The 17836-nt window shown below is 41.1% G+C and carries 18 protein-coding genes and 1 tRNA gene; 4 read left to right on the forward strand and 15 right to left on the reverse strand.

The window, feature by feature from the left end; all coding sequences use genetic code 11:
- Nucleotides 1-17: 17 nt before the first annotated feature.
- Nucleotides 18-1127: a chromate transporter gene (locus tag LX64_RS00105; RefSeq protein WP_245952504.1), complete on the reverse strand. Its 1110-nt coding sequence runs from the start codon at nucleotides 1125-1127 to the stop codon at nucleotides 18-20.
- A gap of 370 nt (nucleotides 1128-1497) precedes the next feature.
- Here LX64_RS00105 and LX64_RS00110 point away from each other — a divergent pair, with 370 nt between their 5' ends.
- The gene (locus LX64_RS00110; protein ID WP_111595576.1) at nucleotides 1498-2544 is read left to right on the forward strand and encodes an alpha/beta hydrolase; all 1047 of its coding nucleotides are present in this window, start codon (nucleotides 1498-1500) and stop codon (nucleotides 2542-2544) included.
- A gap of 132 nt (nucleotides 2545-2676) precedes the next feature.
- Here the strand turns inward: LX64_RS00110 and LX64_RS00115 are convergent, their stop codons facing one another.
- The 4 genes from LX64_RS00115 to asnS all read right to left on the reverse strand — a co-directional run bounded on the left by LX64_RS00115 (nucleotide 2677) and on the right by asnS (nucleotide 6542).
- A complete protein-coding gene (locus LX64_RS00115) occupies nucleotides 2677-3633 on the reverse strand; it encodes an isopenicillin N synthase family dioxygenase (RefSeq protein WP_111595577.1) in 957 nt (318 codons plus the stop codon).
- Nucleotides 3634-3784: 151 nt separating this feature from the next.
- Nucleotides 3785-4291, reverse strand: a complete 507-nt coding sequence (locus tag LX64_RS00120) for an ExbD/TolR family protein (RefSeq protein ID WP_111595578.1) — start codon at nucleotides 4289-4291, stop codon at nucleotides 3785-3787.
- 251 nt (nucleotides 4292-4542) lie between these two features.
- Entirely contained in the window at nucleotides 4543-4986 is a 444-nt protein-coding gene (locus LX64_RS00125; RefSeq protein ID WP_111595579.1) for a PepSY-like domain-containing protein, read from the reverse strand.
- Nucleotides 4987-5105: 119 nt separating this feature from the next.
- Nucleotides 5106-6542, reverse strand: a complete 1437-nt coding sequence (asnS, locus tag LX64_RS00130; RefSeq protein ID WP_111595580.1) for an asparagine--tRNA ligase — start codon at nucleotides 6540-6542, stop codon at nucleotides 5106-5108.
- A 516-nt stretch (nucleotides 6543-7058) separates the two neighbouring features.
- On the opposite strand from asnS, the gene rho reads away from it, so the two are divergent.
- Nucleotides 7059-8756, forward strand: a complete 1698-nt coding sequence (rho, locus tag LX64_RS00135) for a transcription termination factor Rho (protein WP_111595581.1) — start codon at nucleotides 7059-7061, stop codon at nucleotides 8754-8756.
- A 343-nt stretch (nucleotides 8757-9099) separates the two neighbouring features.
- Here rho and LX64_RS00145 read toward each other — a convergent pair whose 3' ends face one another.
- The 9 genes from LX64_RS00145 to LX64_RS25710 form a co-directional block, all read right to left on the reverse strand.
- Nucleotides 9100-9708: a TetR/AcrR family transcriptional regulator gene (locus LX64_RS00145; RefSeq protein ID WP_111595583.1), complete on the reverse strand. Its 609-nt coding sequence runs from the start codon at nucleotides 9706-9708 to the stop codon at nucleotides 9100-9102.
- Nucleotides 9709-9812: 104 nt separating this feature from the next.
- Nucleotides 9813-10556, reverse strand: a complete 744-nt coding sequence (locus LX64_RS00150; protein WP_111595584.1) for a LytR/AlgR family response regulator transcription factor — start codon at nucleotides 10554-10556, stop codon at nucleotides 9813-9815.
- 30 nt (nucleotides 10557-10586) lie between these two features.
- Nucleotides 10587-12662 (reverse strand): histidine kinase, encoded by a 2076-nt coding sequence (locus tag LX64_RS00155; protein WP_111595585.1) that lies wholly within the window; start codon nucleotides 12660-12662, stop codon nucleotides 10587-10589.
- Nucleotides 12663-12681: 19 nt separating this feature from the next.
- Nucleotides 12682-12912 (reverse strand): 4a-hydroxytetrahydrobiopterin dehydratase, encoded by a 231-nt coding sequence (locus LX64_RS00160; RefSeq protein WP_111595586.1) that lies wholly within the window; start codon nucleotides 12910-12912, stop codon nucleotides 12682-12684.
- A 108-nt stretch (nucleotides 12913-13020) separates the two neighbouring features.
- Nucleotides 13021-13578, reverse strand: a complete 558-nt coding sequence (locus LX64_RS00165; RefSeq protein ID WP_245952505.1) for an IPExxxVDY family protein — start codon at nucleotides 13576-13578, stop codon at nucleotides 13021-13023.
- Between the two features lie 5 nt (nucleotides 13579-13583).
- Entirely contained in the window at nucleotides 13584-13727 is a 144-nt protein-coding gene (locus LX64_RS25900) for a hypothetical protein (protein WP_158538479.1), read from the reverse strand.
- 102 nt (nucleotides 13728-13829) lie between these two features.
- Nucleotides 13830-14060 (reverse strand): DUF5522 domain-containing protein, encoded by a 231-nt coding sequence (locus LX64_RS00170; RefSeq protein WP_111595587.1) that lies wholly within the window; start codon nucleotides 14058-14060, stop codon nucleotides 13830-13832.
- Nucleotides 14032-14739, reverse strand: coding sequence for a tRNA (guanosine(46)-N7)-methyltransferase TrmB (gene trmB, locus LX64_RS00175; RefSeq protein WP_111595588.1), 708 nt, complete (start codon nucleotides 14737-14739; stop codon nucleotides 14032-14034). Before trmB ends, LX64_RS00170 begins: the two co-directional genes overlap by 29 nt.
- Nucleotides 14740-15034: 295 nt before the next feature.
- Nucleotides 15035-15180, reverse strand: a tRNA-Asp gene (locus LX64_RS25710).
- Between the two features lie 174 nt (nucleotides 15181-15354).
- Here LX64_RS25710 and LX64_RS00180 point away from each other — a divergent pair.
- Nucleotides 15355-15822: an Lrp/AsnC ligand binding domain-containing protein gene (locus LX64_RS00180; RefSeq protein ID WP_111595589.1), complete on the forward strand. Its 468-nt coding sequence runs from the start codon at nucleotides 15355-15357 to the stop codon at nucleotides 15820-15822.
- A 121-nt stretch (nucleotides 15823-15943) separates the two neighbouring features.
- A complete protein-coding gene (locus LX64_RS00185; protein WP_111595590.1) occupies nucleotides 15944-16867 on the forward strand; it encodes a tryptophan 2,3-dioxygenase family protein in 924 nt (307 codons plus the stop codon).
- Nucleotides 16868-16936: 69 nt separating this feature from the next.
- Here the strand turns inward: LX64_RS00185 and LX64_RS00190 are convergent, their stop codons facing one another.
- Nucleotides 16937-17722: an SDR family oxidoreductase gene (locus LX64_RS00190; protein ID WP_111596306.1), complete on the reverse strand. Its 786-nt coding sequence runs from the start codon at nucleotides 17720-17722 to the stop codon at nucleotides 16937-16939.
- Between the last annotated feature and the right edge of the window lie 114 nt (nucleotides 17723-17836).

A 17836-nucleotide genomic window follows, 5' to 3' on the forward strand; every position in this document is an offset into this window, starting at 1 on the left:
TGTTAGTAAAAGGCCGGTTAGAACAACCAGCCGAGCAGTATAAAAGTTAGTACTATAAAAGGTGACGGCACTTTGCTGTATAACAAAATCAGCAAAGTGCTGATCATTATAGCAACATTATACCAGTTGTATTGAATGGTCGACATTAAAATCAAAGTCGCTGCCCACATAATACCTACCACCACGGCGTTGATACCTTCTAATGCCCGGTAAATAATCACATGCTTTTTCAAGTTCTGCCAGATAGGGAAAAAGAAGAGTACAAGTAGCATACTGGGCAAGAAAATCGCGATCGGTGCAATCATACAACCCAATAACTGGTAACCCGTTCCAAGATTCCTCATCACCATCCCTCCTACATATGCCGTTACGCTAAATGTAGGTCCTGGAATAGCCCGCATGATACCTACCCCGGTTAATAGCTCTTCCGAGTCCATAAACTGAGTTTTGGCGCGGAAAACGTATTGTTCTAGCATCATGGCTATTAACACGTCTCCCCCACCGAATACCAAGCTGCCGAAACGGTAGAAGTTCTCGAATAAGTTAAAAGGACGACGGGTGATCCAATCGTTTGTACGTGCTACCTCCGACATAATACCCGCCAGGATGAAAATCAATGCGAATAGCCATAGGTTCGTCCATTGAATTTTCTTGGGCTTCTCTTCTAAGTCGGGAATCCGTTTGTTGGAAAAGTTCGAGATAATTCCCCCCACGATAATCAATGCAGGAAAGGTCCAAGGCGATTTAAAATAGTACGCTACTACGAGTGATACTAACGCAATAAGGAAAGTGGCTGTATTTTGTACAGATATTTTATAGGCTTTGATGCCGCCAAAACAGAGGAAGCCCACGGCCATAGGTTGTACGAACTTGAATATATCGACATGCAACGCTTGTTTGTCGAAGTACTGTAACAGGAAACTCAGCGAGCCCATCAGTAAACAAGCCGGCGATATCCAAATTAGCAAGGTAAGTACCGCCAATGGTATGCCTCCACGTTTGTAACCAATTAAAGTAAGTGTTTGGGAAGAAGAGGCGCCCGGGAGTAACTGGCAGAAGGCATTGTATTCCATCAACTCTTTCTCCGTAACGTCTTTGCGCTGTTGCACAAATGTTTTTAGCATCATCGCAAGGTGCCCTTGCGGTCCACCGAACGCGGTAACGCTATGCAACAAAACAGCCTTTAGGAATGAAAGGTGACGTATAAACACGGGCGAAATAGTAATAAACCTGTCGAAAATAGTGAAAACTTTAAATTGTTGGCATAATGGAAATTATAAATCGTGGAAATAGACATGAAAATTTCCCCAACTTGCAATTACGTATATGCAATACGGTTATACTGGTTTAGATGTAGACCTTTGTCTATCTTGCGTTTTGCTTCATAAACAAGGAGTTACGGGCTTGGGCATAAATATTGTTGCTTATTTAATTGATGGGAACGAGAACAAAATAGTTCGTATAGGCGTTTTGGATAGTATAGATTAAATCATTCATATGAGGCAATTCGTTGTTTTATGCTTGTGCTGTTTTTGGCTTACCCATCTCGCTCATGCGCAGCAGCCCCCCGACTATAATAGCCGCGCGTATTGGTCGAAGTTTCAATTACAACCCGAAAACGCCAAGCCAAAAATTATTTCAGATACTTGCATGGTGTTTGTAAGTAATCGCCATTTTCAGCCCGATTCCGCCCGTTTCCTCGACGAATTCGTCGATACCCTTCACCTCAACTATTTCTTCCTCCAAAAACAAGATACTAACTGGCTCGTATACCGTACCCCTTCTTTAAACGATGCCATGTTATTAATGCCTCACCAGAAGGATATTGTTGTTTATGCTGAAGGTATGGGCAAAATATTCACCAGTAATGTTGATCGTGCTTACCTGCTCACTTCCCAGTATAGTGTAAACGTGATCATGTTTGATTATTCGAGTATTAATTCCACTTATAAACCGAAAAGAAACTTTGCTTTCGCACAAGAAAATGCGCGTATGAGTGCGAAGCAATATTTGCAGTTGTTGCACATGCTGCAAGAAGGTCGTGCCCAGCAAGCAAGTTGGTTAGGCCATGCCAATATCACGTTGTTTTACCACAGCATGGGCAATATCATCCTCAAAAATATGATGCAAACGAAAGGAATTGAATTGTTGAACCAGCAACCTTTCATCGATAACCTGGTAATTAATGCAGCTTGTGTACCACAAAAGAAACATGCGAAATGGGTGGAGAAAATTGATTTTGCAAAGCACGTGATTGTACACTACAACCCGCGCGATATACAGTTGAAAGGCGCACACCTTCTTATGCGGCGAAGATTGTTAGGCGAAAACTTATTTAGCCATCTTGCCAATAATGCTACGTACGTTAACTTCCGGCCTTTAGCCAATTGGAAACACACGTATTTCATGAACTTTCCCCACGAGAAATTCAAATTGTCGCCCAGCATGCACGGGTATTTTGCAAAGCTTTTCGGCGGCGATAGTTTAGCGGCAACAGAAGTAATTAACTTATTTGCGTCAGGGAAAACAAAGACAGATTTATAGGGAGAAAATGTTTATAGAACCACGACCCGGAGGTGTTTCCTGTTTTTTGGAGGCACCTCCTTTTTTAAGTAAAGGAATAAAAAAAAGCTGCGCCAAGGAATGAGCAGCTTTTGAATAGATTGCCAGGAGCAATTATTTCTTCAAACCAATTTCGCGCAAGCGTTCATCGAGGTATTCCCCGGCGGTAATAGGTTCGTATTGTAAAGGATTTTCAGCAGTTACGCAGCTTGGCAAGCAGGTTAAGTCCATGTTCGACTTAGGGTGTAAGAAGAACGGGATGCTATAACGGCTAGTGCTCCATTTTTCACGTGGAGGATTTACTACGCGGTGCGTGGTGCTTTTCAAACGGTTATTAGTTAAACGTTGTAACATATCGCCCACGTTCACAACAATTTGTTCGGGTAAGGAAGTAACCGGTACCCAGTTATCTTGCTTATCTAAGATTTGTAAGCCATCGGCAGAAGCACCAACTAAGAGGGTGATTAGATTGATGTCTTCATGTTGTTCTGCACGGATCGCCGACTTAGGTTCTTGGGTGATAGGAGGATAATGGATAGCACGCAAAATGGAGTTACCATTATGAATTTTGCTATCGAAATAATGTTCATCTAAGCCCAAGTACAAAGCAATTGCTTGCAACAAGTATTTACCAGAGCGCTCGAAGCTTCTGTAAGCATCGAAGAACGTAGGAGTAAATGCCGGTACTTCCGCAACGGCGATATTATCGGGATATTCTGCTTTAATAGGATCGTTATCGGTAACGGTTTGACCAAATTGGAAGAACTCTTTCAAATCGGGTGCATCGTAACCTTTCGCATGTTCTTTACCGAAAGAAGTGTAACCACGTTGACCGGCTAATTCCGGTTTTTCATAGTCGTGTTTAGTTTCGAAAGGAAGCGCAAAGAATTGTTGCACGTACTTGTAAAGGTCGGCAATAAGCTCGTCGGGTATACCATGGTTTTTCACCGCCACAAAACCAACATCTTCATATGCTTTACCCAGTTGCTGCACAAAGGCTGCTTTACGGCTTGCATCGCCAGAAATGAAATCTGCTAAATCCACGGATGGGATTGTATTAACATTAACCATAATAATTATTTTGGAGAGCTCAAAGATACGTGTTTTTACAGCGCCAAGCGTTTATGTAAAAAGAACAGCAGCAAGCCTTGGGGCCGCTGCTGCATTGTGTTTGAAAATTGGGGAAATTGAACTGTTTGTTAGGTTAAATGGGGCATGCGTATTAATGAAGCAATGTTGTTTCTTCGTTCGTTATATCTACAGTTGCATAACGCGCTACTTTGTTAATGAGGAGCTCGTCCATGATGTCAACATAATTCTTATAATTCGCGTCTTTGCTTGCTTTAATCATGACCATTAATTGTGTGTCGCTGCCATGTACAGCGGCTACCGCTTCTTTTTTAGCCCGTATTACATCGCCGATTCCGAGCGTGTTTGCATAGCTGCTAAGCTTAGCTGTTTGCGGGTTATCGCCTTCGTAATACATCAGTTTATTATCGCCACCCAATAGTATTGTTAGCGACTTACTAGCCGATACTGGCATTGATGGGCCGTCTGCTGGCATAATAAGATCGAGCGTATTGGGTTTTGATAAAGTGGTGGTTAGCATGAAAAAGGTAATTAGTAAGAAACCGAGATCTACCATGGAAGTCATATCAACGCGGGTTGATAACTTCTTACTACTTGTTCCTTTTCTGTTGCTGCTTTGTTGCATGTTCATGTCGGCCATTGCATATAATTTAGGTTAAGGAGGAATTGGAGGAAGCGATGGGTACGAAACCCATCGCTATAGAAATTACACACGCATTTTGCGTATACTATTTCGTCATCCATTGGTTGCTCAAGTACCATTAAGATGCAGGCTTCCAATTAATTCCATACGTAATTGTTAAATAATTTTAAGCGTGATGGAAGAAAAAAATCCCATTAGGCAATTTTGCCTAATGGGATGCTATCAATACATATTGTATGATATATCAACTATTGATAAATAAACGACAGCGTAAATCGTGTTCCTTCTGGCGTGTATAGATCTTCAATATCCTTCCTGCCATTTACAAACGATACTCTATAATATACATCATGCAATGCAGAGTTTACTTTGATGGCGCTTTTAAAAGTATGCCCTGTATGTTGACGGTCGATCGCTACGAGTACATCTTGAGGTAGTTCTCGCATATTAACAGCATATTCTTCTTCCAACCATTTACCGTTTTCTTTAAAACGGGCTAGGATACGTTTATTATCATTTCTGAAAACAGCTTGCCAGGTTGTATTGGCTAGTTTTTCCCACTTGCTTGCTTTAATACCGGGATATTTTGTTTCGAAGGCTGTGGTTACCGTTTCTGGAGCTTTAGATTGCTGCGCTTGTGCGTTGAAAAGGACAAAACCACACAGTAAAATGGTACATAGAATGTGTTTCATACTGTTAGGGTTTAAATGATGTAGGTTGTACTATGAATATACGCCAAAAAAAATACCCTGCAAGGTTAAATCCTGTGCAGGGTAAATTTTATGTATTGTTTGGTAGTAATAAGTTACTACTAGAATTCTGCGTTCTTAGGCGTACGTGGGAAAGGAATTACGTCGCGGATGTTGGTCATGCCCGTTACGAACAATACCAATCTTTCGAAACCTAAACCGAAGCCGCTATGTTCTGCAGAACCGAAACGGCGGGTATCTAAGTACCAGTACATTTCTTCTACAGGTAAGCCTAATTCCTCCATTTTGTGAACGAGTTTATCGAGGTTTTCTTCCCTTTGAGAACCACCTACAATTTCGCCGATACCAGGGAATAAGATGTCCATTGCACGTACGGTTTTACCGTCTTCGTTCTGTTTCATATAGAACGATTTAATAGCAGCTGGATAATCGGTTAAGATCACCGGTTTTTTGAAATGTTTTTCTACAAGGTAACGTTCGTGCTCAGATTGAAGATCGGTACCCCACTCCTCTACCATGTATTGGAACTTCTTGTTTTTGTTAGGCTTGCTGTTCTTTAAGATATCGATAGCTTCAGTGTATGTAATACGCATGAAATCGTTGTTCAATACGAACTCTAATTTCTCGATCAATCCCATTTCGCTGCGTTCTGCTTGTGGTTTTGATTTTTCTTCTTCAGCTAAGCGAGCACCGAGGAATTCCAAATCTTCGCGGTTATGTTCCAGTGCGTAACGGATTACATACTTAATGAATTCTTCCGCAAGATTCATGTTATCTTCTAGGTTATAGAATGCCATTTCCGGTTCAATCATCCAGAACTCGGCCAAGTGGCGAGCCGTGTTGGAATTTTCAGCGCGGAAAGTAGGGCCGAAAGTATAGATTTCACCGAAAGCCATTGCGCCGGTTTCTCCTTCAAGCTGGCCAGAAACGGTTAAGTTAGTGGCTCTACCGAAGAAATCTTCTTTCCAATCTACCTTCCCTTCTTCTGTAACCGGCGGTTTTTGTGGATCGAAGGTGGTTACACGGAACATCTCACCTGCACCTTCTGCATCTGAAGCAGTAATGATAGGTGTATGTAAGTACACGAAACCTTTGTCGTTAAAGAACTTGTGAACGGCATAAGCTAATGTGTGACGTACACGGAATACAGCGCCGAATGTATTTGTACGGAAACGTAAGTGGGCGATTTCTCGTAAAAATTCGAGGCTATGCTTTTTGGGTTGTAAGGGGTACTTTTCCGGATCGCTATCACCTAGGATTTCGATGGAAGTGGCCTGTAGCTCTACTTTCTGACCAGAACCTTGTGAAGCTACAATCGTACCAGTAGCACTAATAGCAGCACCAGTAGTAATACGTTTTAAGATAGCCGGGTCGGTATTTTCGAAATCTACAACAACTTGCAAATTATTATTAGTAGAGCCATCGTTTAAAGCTATAAATCGGTTGCTACGAAAAGTGCGCACCCAACCTTTTACTGTTGCTGTGTATTGCACAGCATCGTCGTGCAAAACTTGCTTAATCTTCACTCTTTGGCTCATAAATGATATTTTATTTTTAATAAGGACTGCAAAAATAGCAAACTAAAGAATATTGTGATAATGCTACTTGCATGGTATTTTAACAAATATAAGGGGGAAATGGGCAGCTTGGGTGTTTGTACTGTAAGTTTTGGCCCTCTTTTTGGGGTATAGATAGGGTAGGGAAATGGCCATTCCTTGGAAAACCCCGCGCTGTTGGGATTTACGGCGACAAGATAAGTTAACAGGCCGCGAACAAAACATTCCAAAAAAATGTTAAATTAGACACCAGCACGCCCCCAGGGTGAACATTTATTTGGATAAATTCAAAACTTGTTTTAATCTTGTGCTTCAATCTGCCTGATCAAGTAATGTTTCTTTTGCCATCTTCATCAGCAGTCCTTAACTCAAGTGATCCCTACTTAATTTAATGACCAAACTTTTATTACTGAAGAAAAACAATTATTCATAATTGGTGGATGTTGGTATGCAGTGGTACCCGCCTCACAATACTTCTAAAATTTGACAACTCAGATGATGTACGACATCTTACAACTGAACGACATGCTCGTTCCTGAACTGCACGATATTGCAGAAAAACTCGACATTCCAAACGCGAAAAAACTCGATAAGCAGGCTCTAATCTATAAGATTCTTGATAAACAAGCTGTAATGGCATCCGAAGACCACCCAGACGGAGAAGAGAAAAAAACAAGGAAACGTAAACCCGCCCTTAAAAAAGAAGAAACCACTACTGTAGAAGAATCTGAAGATAAGCCCACCGCAAAAAGAGGACGCAAACCTGCCGCATCAAGTAAGCCCACTACTAAAGACGAAGAAACAGGAAAACCAACACCGGAAGCGCCTAAAAAACGTATACTCGATCTTGATTTAGATATTCCATCTCTTACATTCGATGACGACGACGATATTATTCTTCCAGCATTAACAGGCGAAGAAGAAGAAGTGATCGAAGAAGAAGATGAACCAATCGTTACTTTAGAAGAAGAGGAAGAAGAGGATGACGATGATGATTTTGTAACGATCGACGAACCGGCTGCAGCACCGCAACCGCAACGCCAAAAATTCGGTAAAAAAGAACCACTATTCAATATCGAATTCGATGGTGTTATCGTAAGTGAAGGCGTATTAGAAATGATGCCTGATGGCTATGGTTTCTTACGTTCTTCCGACTACAATTACTTAAGTTCCCCCGACGATATTTATGTATCTCCTTCTCAAATTAAACTCTTCGGTTTAAAAACCGGTGATACAGTGAAAGGCGCTGTACGCCCACCAAAAGAAGGTGAAAAATATTTCGCATTGTTGAAGGTTGAAACCATCAACGGCAAAAAACCGGAAGAAGTACGCGATCGCGTTCCTTTCGACTACTTAACTCCTCTTTTCCCATTCGAGAAATTCACACTTACCACTACCTCTAATAACTACTCTACGCGTATCATGGATATGTTTACGCCGATTGGTAAAGGCCAACGTGGTTTGATCGTGGCACAACCGAAAGTAGGTAAAACAATGTTGTTGAAAGAAGTAGCTAACGCTATTGCTACCAATCACCCAGAAGTTTACTTGATGGTTGTATTGATCGATGAACGTCCAGAAGAGGTAACAGATATGGAACGTTCTGTAAAAGCAGAAGTCATTGCTTCTACTTTCGACGAACCAGCTGAAAAACACGTAAAAGTTTCTGCTATTGCTTTACAAAAAGCTAAACGCTTAGTAGAGTGTGGACACGATGTAGTGATCCTCCTCGATTCTATCACCCGTTTAGCACGCGCGCACAATACTGTTGCGCCTGCATCTGGTAAAGTATTAAGTGGTGGTGTGGAAGCAAACGCTATGCAAAAACCTAAGCAATTCTTCGGTGCTGCGCGTAAAATCGAAAACGGTGGTTCATTAACCATCCTCGCTACAGCATTGATCGATACTGGTTCTAAAATGGACGAGGTGATCTTCGAAGAATTTAAAGGTACAGGTAACATGGAACTTCAATTGGATCGCCGCTTAGCGAACCGTCGTATCTTCCCTGCTATCGATGTTACGGCTTCTTCTACCCGTAGAGATGATTTGTTGTTGGATAAAGAAGTGTTAGCTCGCTTACATATCTTACGCAATCACTTAGCAGATATGAATACAGAAGAATCAATGAACTTTATGTTACAACACATGCGTGGCACGCGTTCTAACGAAGAGTTCTTGACTACAATGAATCGATAATCGAATTAATTGATATATCAAACAAAAAGCCTTTCCCATGCGGGGAAGGCTTTTTTGCTTTCAAGATATGAGATGATAAAATAAAAAAGAGGACGGTTTGAATCGTCCTCTTTCGATATGTTTTAATAGTGTTTTTTCTGTTGCCCGGGGGCATATGGTTTGGCTGATTTAGAGCCGGTTCTTTTCTTCATTTGGCCGGGAGGTACCTTCCCACTATTGCCCCGCGTTTCGTATGTGTGTACACAACTACTTAATGTAAATGTTGTAAACGATATGGCTAATATAGCAAGGAGTAGCTTTTTCATTGAGTTGAAGGATTGGTTCACATCATATAAAGCGAATGTTATGCCAATCCTCTGAAAAAGATAGTCATTACATCGCGTTCCATCTCCATATAGGTGTGTAATAATTCGCGGTCTTGTAGGTCGAATCCCGGCGTTTGGCGTTTGCACCAAACCACCCAAAAGCCAAACATTACGTTCGCCAGTAATTGGGCGCATCTTTCAGGATCTTGGGTTTTAGAAATAGTGCCCAGTTCTACGCCACGTTTAATCCAGGTACTTAAGAAGCATACTTCAGCTTTTTCTACCATATCACTCACCTGGCGCATAATAGCAGAAGGCTTTTCATGTATCCATTCGTGGATGCCAAATAAGAAATGATAATCGAAGAGTACTTTTTCTTTGGAAGAAATATAGGCTTCCATAATTTCTTCCATCGATTCTGATACAGCCGCAATGCGTATCACATCTTCAAAACTCTTATTCACAATACCTTTAATAGCAGCTACGTAAATATGATCTTTGTCGGGGAAATAATAATATAATGAGCCTTTAGAAATCTCGAGGTCTTTCGCGATTTCTTCCATCGTAGTTTTGGCCATGCCGTAACGTTTAAAACGTTTGAGTGCTGCCTCTAAGATGAGTTGCCTTTTCTGGTCTTGCTCAGCCATACAGTGTATAAAGTTTGTGTAGCGTTTGTGTTGATCTAAAAAGATCAAACGTGATCAATTGATTTATCCGCAAATATGAGATTTATAAACGGTGTTTAAAAGTACTACTTCCAAATGGCTATCAACTCTTTTTTTCGACGTTCTGTTACTTCCAATTTGCTGCCTCCTCTTAATTGTACTTGGTTGCTCACTTGGTCGAGCTTTTCAATATGTGCCAATTGTACCATTTGCACGTTATTTACCTGGTAAAAGCGTAAAGGTGCAAATAACTCGGCATAATAACGGAAACTCCGAGCTGCAGGTACCTGGGTACCATTGCTTAAATGAAACACTGTACGATCCGATTGACTTTCAAAATAGTCTATTTCGTTAATTCGGATGCTTGTTTCAGTGCCGGAGTCTTGTGGTATAACGAGTAACTTAGCAAAATGATCATTTGGGTCGAAGTTTTTTAGTAGTATATCGTAACGGGTTTTGGATACACCCCGGTCTATTCTTTGCACAATGGTATCTACAGCTTGCAAAAGACTTTCTTTATCAATGGGTTTCAAAATCAGCTCCACTTCACTAAAACGAATAGCATGCAAAAACCTTTTTTCAAATGCCGTAACAAATACTGCTTCGAAAGAACCATCATACGCACCGGCAAGAACGTCGAATCCCGTACCGTCAGGCATTTCTAAATCGAGGAATACAAGTTGTGGCTGATGCGCTTTTATTTGTGCAATACCCTCCTTGCAGTTAGCCGCAACGGCCACTGCTGTAACACCGGGACAATATTTTTCTAACATCAAAGAGATAATGTCCCTACTATTTCTCTCATCGTCGATGATAATCGCTTTTATCATGGGATCTAACTAAACCGTTCGAATGTAAAATTATAATTGTGGAATCAAAATCCTAACAACTGTGCCGCTCATTGGATGAGATTGAGCACTTTTATCAATGATTTCGATCTGTATGTCTGTATTGTACATTTTATTCAGCAATTCCGCCCTGTTCAAACTAATCTCCATACCACTCGACTGGTGGCCTGTATGCATCGTGCGTAATGCCTTTGTACGTTGAATGCCAATACCATTATCTTCTATAATACACTCCAACATATCGGGAGCTACCATGTTGAAATGGATATTGAGCTGGCCGGGTTGATGATACTCGTTGGTCATGCCATGTTTTACAGCGTTTTCCACATAAGGTTGTAATAACATTGCGGGTACTTCCAACTCAGCCGCATTAATTTGTTGGTCGATAATGATGCTGAAATCCATTTTGTTTTCAAAACGCATCTTCTCTAAACCCAAATACGTATTGAGATAGGTAATTTCATCTGATAAAGTGATGAAGTTACGACGAGAAAAATCGAGTGTTTTACGAATCAAGTATGAAAAGTCGGACAGGTACTTTTGTGCATATTCATAGTCGCGTTGCATAACAAACAACTGGATACTATTTAAGCAGTTGAATATGAAATGCGGGTTGATTTGCGCCCTGATTGCCTTTAGCTCAATTTCCGACACTTTTTTACCATATTCTATGTCCAATTGTAGCTTGCGTTGTTCCTCGAGTTCTTGTTTACGACGAAGGATTTCGGTTGTTTGTTCTTTAACCAGTTCTTCTAATTGTTCATTCAGCTTGCGTTGCAGGGCCTTATTCTTATTCAATTGGCGAATCAGCATTTCTTGGGTCTTCGTTTTCTCGAGGTGAATTACTTTATGGCGGTAACTCAATCCTGCCGCAAAGAACAACATTTGCAATAATACCCCAACAGTGAGGAATAATGGTTGCGGTGCTAATTCAGGCAAAGCAACCACGCCTACTTCACTAAAGCTCTTAAAAAAGCAAATTAAAGATACCAAGTAAGGCCAAATAGAACCATACAGGAAGAAGCGAACTAATGGATGATGCTTCACACGTTTGGCCAACGCTATTAACACAATGGTAAGCGGGAATAGCACACCAAAATATGTATAGGTAAAAATCTTTGCTACCACTTCAAATTGTTCGAAATAAATAGCACAGATAGAAACTACTACAAGTGCCCCAATGAGGTAAGAGAAATACTTGAAAGTCTTTTCCATAGCTGGCCATCGTTCGCGGAGACCGAGAAATTTCATCCCAAAAAGTAAGTACATCAAGTAAAAACAGAAGAGTAAAGCCGGTACATCTCCATAGTACTTCAACATCGGCCAACGATGGAAGAACGAAAGTTGGTAAGGCTTAAATTCAATCCGGAATGCGAATAACACCACTAAACCGAGTAAGAATACGGCATAGTACAAGCTCGAATTGTCTGGTAGTTGTGTGTAATTAATCACGGTAATGCAAAGCAAAACGAACAACATTCCCAGCATAAAATTGAAAACAACAGCATCGCAGGCGTATTCTGCACTTACCACATTGCGGTATTGTTCGTAATGTAGCCTGTCGTAAAGTACCGGCATCATGGGGTTTTCGCGGTAGAAAGTATTTTGAATTTGCAGGTAATAGGTTTTTGTTTCACCTGCCTTTAAATAAATGGGGAAAGCAAACCTGTCCCATCTATCCACGCCGCCTTTATCGACCATCATACCAGCTTTTCCTAGTAATTGTATTTGCTGGTTAGGTAATTGTTGGTACCAGTTCATTTTATCGTGCCAACCGGTGAAGAACAGCAAAGGGCCATTACTGTGGCTAGTATTGTGAATAATAATTTTGAACCAGTAATATTTACGTTGATGGATTTGTTTCTTGTGGGTATGGAATATGTTAGCTTGTTGCTTGAAAGGGTGGTTAAGGATGAATTGAGGTTCGATATTATAACTTGCATCTACTAATACCCCGATATGTGAACGAATATCTGTTTCGGCAAGGGGCGCAGCAAGGTTGATATGCAAAGTGTCTTGTGCATACAAGGGCCTGGCATAGGGAATGCAAGTAAGAATAAATAGAAAGAATACTAAAGTACGATTCACAAATCGGTGTTAAGGATAATTACAACAAATTGTCGATCTCCTTAGCCAACGCCCGGTCTTTACTCGTAATCACATCACCCGCATCGTGCGTGGAAAGGTTTATTTCAACTGTATTATAAATGTTTGTCCAATTGGGATGATGGTCCATTTTTTCTGCTACTAGTGCTACTCGGCACATGAACCCAAAGGCTTCATTGAAGTCTTTAAACTTGAATGAGCGATGGAGCTGATTATTGACTTCTTGCCACATGGGTAGAAAGTTTTTGGGATGAAAAAAATGGATATCGAAGGCTGCTACTGTGTAAATAATGTTGGTTGACTGTGTCTTATGCTCAAACGCCTTTTAGATCCTTTATGGTTAAAATATTAAATTCATTTTATGCTTTAACTCTTTCGTTTCCACGATGGTCACTAGTTGAATCAACCCTAATTTTCGAAGTTGGTCCACCAGTTTAATAATATCTGATTTTTGGTAATAGTTGCCTTTTACCAACCAGAGGTAATCGATATTCTTCAAATCAGGTAGCAAAAACTCTGCCTGGCAATGATTATTATAAAAGTAATGCGATACCGACTTCGTATGCTCCTGGAATTCGTACACGGTGAAGAAGAATTGGCGGTTATTTTTCGCCAAGTTCACCTCTAACGAATTATTGACCCTGAAATTATATCCCAATTCGCGGTTAATTTGCCACACTAGTTGGAAATCGCGCGCGCTGGAAACTAATCCCACTAAATAAGTAGCATCGAAAAAATCTTCTACCAGTTGATCCTGGTCGAGTTTCAGCTTTAATACCGACATATACGGAGATTGAGGATAAATACTATCGTACTGCTGAGTGTACTGGTTACCGCTTGTCGATGTATACTTAACTACCTTTAATTGATGTTCACCTGCAATTCCTTTGTCTTTCATTGAAACTATTTCGGGCTCCAGTAAATACTTTTAACGTTCTCGATGTTATCGTCTTTCACCTTGATGCCTTCGCTGCTGGGCAATACTTGCGTGCGCGTTGGGGTTCGAAGTGACCGTTCCTGCTGTTGATCTTGAAACAGCGGTTTCACATGGGCCGGGCCGCAATGGGGCCGGCTTGCCTTTCGGGGGGTAATGCGCAACCCGGTTACTTTGCATCATGGGACTTGCGCATTACTAATATTATATAGCTTCTAAGAAGCTTGTGTTTGTTCGTTGTTCGGCTTTTGTTCGTTGGCATCGCGTTTTTGTGCGCGTAACCTTTCACGTTTTGCTTGATCGGGTACATTTTCGTAATCGAAAGGGCAGTGTTTGCAGCCATTTCCGCAACAGTAGCCTCTTCCTAGGTGAAACTTTTCCGTTAGCACAACGAAGCCGTCTTCGTTATAATAGAAATCAATCCCCTCCTCCAGCTTCTTTCTCATCGGTGCTTAATTTAATGCTTCTCCAATCGATGGGATCGGATGGCAACATAAATTTAAGAAAACGAATGGTTCTGCCATCGGCTAAATGCATTCCTTCGTAAAAAGTTTGAATTTTTAACAATGGATCGATTTCGCTTTGTGCATAAACATCCGGGATATCTTGGATGAGTGTACAGTTGGCAGCGCCAATTACTTCCTGTGTGAAAGCATATAATTCGGCAGAATCGGTTTTAAGATTGACTGTAGCGCCCGGAATGAGTACTTTTTGGTATAAAGCGAGGAATTTTGGGTGTGTTAATCTTTTTTTCGCTTTAGAATTGCGAAGGAATGGATCTGGGAAAGTGATCCAAATTTCCGCTACTTCACCCGGCTCGAAGTAATTTTCGAGGTGATCGATCTGAGTACGAAGGAAAGCCACGTTTTTTAAATCGTTTTCGAGGGCCGTTTTAGCACCTCTCCAGATCCTGTTTCCTTTTAAATCGACCCCCATAAAATTACGATCGGCGAACATACGAGCGAGGCCAAGCGTGTAATCGCCCTTACCGCACGCAAGTTCTAGCGTAAGTGGGTGGTTATTATTGAAGTGTTCTTTCCATTTACCCTTCATGTTTTCAGGGTAAATCAAAACGTTTGGGAACGTTTCAATATCTGCGAATCGTTGTAATTTTTTTTGTCCCATGGGCCGCAAAATTACTTTAAAAAATGCAGCCGGGAAGAGCGGAAATGAGATTTTTATAGGATATAGTGCTTGATATGGGGGAATTAAAATATAAATAAAAACTCTGCCACAAGCTTTTACAGCTCGTAATGCTTACTGGTGGCGTATCTACTTGGTTGATAAAATGGTAAGGAATGGGGTATGTACTGGATGGATTTCTTGCTAAAACGTGTAGTTACAAATCTTCTTCCTACATTAGCGAAAATTAAAAAGCCCAATGAACAAAGTTCTTGGGCTTTTATACAATAAAATTTGTTGGCTGTAGGGGGAGGAGTCGAACCTCCACGTGGCAGTTAGCCAAAGCACAAGTAAGATTAGTGGTCAACCCATTATGCTTAGGTTTATCCTGTGATCCACACCCTCGAGACAAGAGGGCATGTCTGCCAATTTCATCACCCCACAATTTTTAGATTCGTTCGGTGTTTTTTGAAATCGTATTGTTTTTATCAAAGAATCTGATGCAAATCTAAAAAGAATGGGTATTCCTTGCAAATTTTTCAAGAAAAATTTTTGAATTTTCGAAAATTTTCAAATATTTGCATAACGGTTTAAAACATTCAAAAACAAATTGTAAAAATGAGCCACAATTTGAATATTGACAAACTTGATTTGCAGATCATCAGTGAGATGATGACAAATGCTGAGATTTCATATGCCGATTTGGGTAAGAAATTGTTCGTATCCGGGGGCACCATCCACGTAAGGATGAAGAAATTGCAGGAATTGGGTATAGTTAAAGGTACGAAATTGCATGTTGATTTGAAAATGATCGGCTACGATGTAATTGCGTTTATCGGTATCTACCTCGAGAAAAGTTCATTGTATGACGGTGTTGCCCGCGAACTCCGCAAAATCCCTGAAATTGTACGTTTAAACTACACTACTGGTAGTTATAGTATGTGGGCAGAAATCATATGTAAAGATATTACCCAGCTTCGCCGTGTATTACACGACGAGCTTCAAAAAATTAAAGGTATCGAACGTACCGAAACTTTCATCTCCCTAGAAGAAAGCTTCACTCGCACTATCAACGTAGTAGAATAATACGCTCGAAATGCCCAACCACCGTTAGCCTGCCGGCAGTTTACTCAGGAGGCTCGAATTGTGCCAGGCTAACGGTATTGTAATCATTGGTTATTACAGGTTATTTACTTAATCTTGTTTCATGGTTACAACTGAAATCGCTGAAAAAATCAAGCGGCTAGAAGAAAAATATGCCGCTATGGGCCAAGATCTATCATCTTACCTGGATGGTCTCCTATATGCAGATTACCTCACTTATTGGGATTATATCCAGCTCGATGTGTTGCTAAACCTGCAACACCCTCGTACGCCCATCCCTGATGAAAATATTTTCATCATCTATCACCAAATTACAGAGCTCTATTTCAAACTAGCCCTTCAAGCCATCGAGCAAATTTGCCTCGCCAAAGAACCAACCGAAGAAATCTTTACCACGCAAATTAAACGTGTGAATAACTACTTCCGTAACCTTATCAACTCTTTCGAGATCATGGTAGATGGTATGGATAAAGATCAATTCCTACAGTTCAGAATGGCGCTTTTGCCCGCTAGTGGCTTCCAAAGTGGCCAGTTCCGCAAAATAGAAATCTGCTCAACCAACCTCATCAACCTCGTATATGAAAACCAAAGACCGGAAGTCGTTCCAAACGATTTGCAATCTGCATTGGATCATATATATTGGTTGAAAGGAGCCTCAGAATTAGCAACCGGTAAGAAAACACTTACCCTTCGCCAATTCGAAGCCAAGTACAAGCACGAGTTTTTACGCCTTGCCGAGCAATATAGAGATTGCAACATGGCTGCTACTTTCTCGAAATTACCTGCAGATGCACAAGAGCGCATTAAACCATTGTTAATGGAGTACGATTTAAACATCAACGTACGGTGGCCGCTCATGCACTACAAATCGGCCGTGCGTTACCTGCACAAAAAGCCGGAAGATATCGCTGCAACTGGTGGAACGAACTGGCAACAATACTTACCGCCTAAAAACAAACGCATTATTTTCTTTAAAGATGTATGGACCGATCAAGAACTCGAAGATTGGGGCAAAAACGCTTTCTAAGAAAAACAAAAAACACCTCTCCTAGCCTAGCTTTGAGAGGTGTTTCAGTTTAATGAAGTTGAAGTATTGTTATAATGAAGGTGTTTTGCCACCATCCACTGGTAAATTAATACCCGTAATATAGCTCGCCGCTGGACTTGCCAAAAAAGCAACTGCTGCCCCAAATTCACGTGGTTCCCCAAATCGTTGCATAGGTATTTCATTCTTCCACTCTTCTGCAATCACTTCTGTACTTACATTCCTAGCTTTTGCCTGTGTTTCGAATAGGCTGGATAAGCGTTCCGTAGTGGTTGACCCTGGCAAAACATTGTTCACCGTAATATTAAAAGGTGCCAACTCGGTGGCTAATGTTTTAGCCCAACTGGCTACCGCGGCACGTATAGTATTTGAAACGCCTAAGTTCTTGATAGGTGTTTTAACCGAAGTTGAAATTATTTGAATGATACGCCCAAAACCGGCTGCTTTCATGCCCGGAATAACAGCTTGGGACAGTATTTGATTGTTAACCACGTGCATCTCGAAAGCCTGTAAAAAAGCACCCGGTTCGGCCGTAGCAATGGGGCCTGCTGCTGGACCGCCTGTATTGTTAATTAAGATATGAATAATGGTGCTGGCAGTAATAGTATCGATGATAGCCTTAACGTCTGCCGTTTTCGAGAAGTCAACAGCGTAGTAGCGGTGTGTTTGTTGTTGAGTCGTATCAAGCGTTTGCAACGCTTGTGCTAGTTTATCGGCGTTGCGGGATATAAGAATACAAGAAGCGCCAAGTAAGGCTAATTCTTGAGCAGACGCTAGTCCTAATCCTTGCGATCCCCCACAAACAAGGGCTGTTTTGCCCGTTAAAGAAAGGTTCATATGCTGGTGTGCTTTTATGATGAAGGTCAATTTACAGCGTCAAATCCTTGGGCTGTAATATTACCTCTAATTTACCAGTGAGTTTCGACGAAAAAAAATGCAAAGTCATTTACA

The organism is Chitinophaga skermanii, assembly GCF_003259335.1.
In the GTDB taxonomy this organism is placed as follows: Bacteria; Bacteroidota; Bacteroidia; order Chitinophagales; family Chitinophagaceae; genus Chitinophaga; species Chitinophaga skermanii.

Bases quoted from the DNA above. Each gene is read 5' to 3' on its own strand.
- LX64_RS00110 (WP_111595576.1), top strand. From the start codon at position 1,498: ATGAGGCAATTCGTTGTTTTATGCTTGTGCTGTTTTTGGCTTACCCAT.
- asnS (WP_111595580.1), bottom strand. From the start codon at position 6,542: ATGAGCCAAAGAGTGAAGATTAAGCAAGTTTTGCACGACGATGCTGTG.
- LX64_RS00125 (WP_111595579.1), bottom strand. From the start codon at position 4,986: ATGAAACACATTCTATGTACCATTTTACTGTGTGGTTTTGTCCTTTTC.
- LX64_RS00165 (WP_245952505.1), bottom strand. From the start codon at position 13,578: ATGAAAGACAAAGGAATTGCAGGTGAACATCAATTAAAGGTAGTTAAG.
- trmB (WP_111595588.1), bottom strand. From the start codon at position 14,739: ATGGGACAAAAAAAATTACAACGATTCGCAGATATTGAAACGTTCCCA.
- LX64_RS00105 (WP_245952504.1), bottom strand. From the start codon at position 1,127: ATGATGCTAAAAACATTTGTGCAACAGCGCAAAGACGTTACGGAGAAA.
- LX64_RS00150 (WP_111595584.1), bottom strand. From the start codon at position 10,556: ATGATAAAAGCGATTATCATCGACGATGAGAGAAATAGTAGGGACATT.
- LX64_RS00115 (WP_111595577.1), bottom strand. From the start codon at position 3,633: ATGGTTAATGTTAATACAATCCCATCCGTGGATTTAGCAGATTTCATT.
- LX64_RS00190 (WP_111596306.1), bottom strand. From the start codon at position 17,722: ATGAACCTTTCTTTAACGGGCAAAACAGCCCTTGTTTGTGGGGGATCG.
- LX64_RS00120 (WP_111595578.1), bottom strand. From the start codon at position 4,291: ATGGCCGACATGAACATGCAACAAAGCAGCAACAGAAAAGGAACAAGT.
- rho (WP_111595581.1), top strand. From the start codon at position 7,059: ATGTACGACATCTTACAACTGAACGACATGCTCGTTCCTGAACTGCAC.
- LX64_RS00160 (WP_111595586.1), bottom strand. From the start codon at position 12,912: ATGTGGCAAGAAGTCAATAATCAGCTCCATCGCTCATTCAAGTTTAAA.
- LX64_RS00180 (WP_111595589.1), top strand. From the start codon at position 15,355: ATGAGCCACAATTTGAATATTGACAAACTTGATTTGCAGATCATCAGT.
- LX64_RS00145 (WP_111595583.1), bottom strand. From the start codon at position 9,708: ATGGCTGAGCAAGACCAGAAAAGGCAACTCATCTTAGAGGCAGCACTC.
- LX64_RS00170 (WP_111595587.1), bottom strand. From the start codon at position 14,060: ATGAGAAAGAAGCTGGAGGAGGGGATTGATTTCTATTATAACGAAGAC.
- LX64_RS00185 (WP_111595590.1), top strand. From the start codon at position 15,944: ATGGTTACAACTGAAATCGCTGAAAAAATCAAGCGGCTAGAAGAAAAA.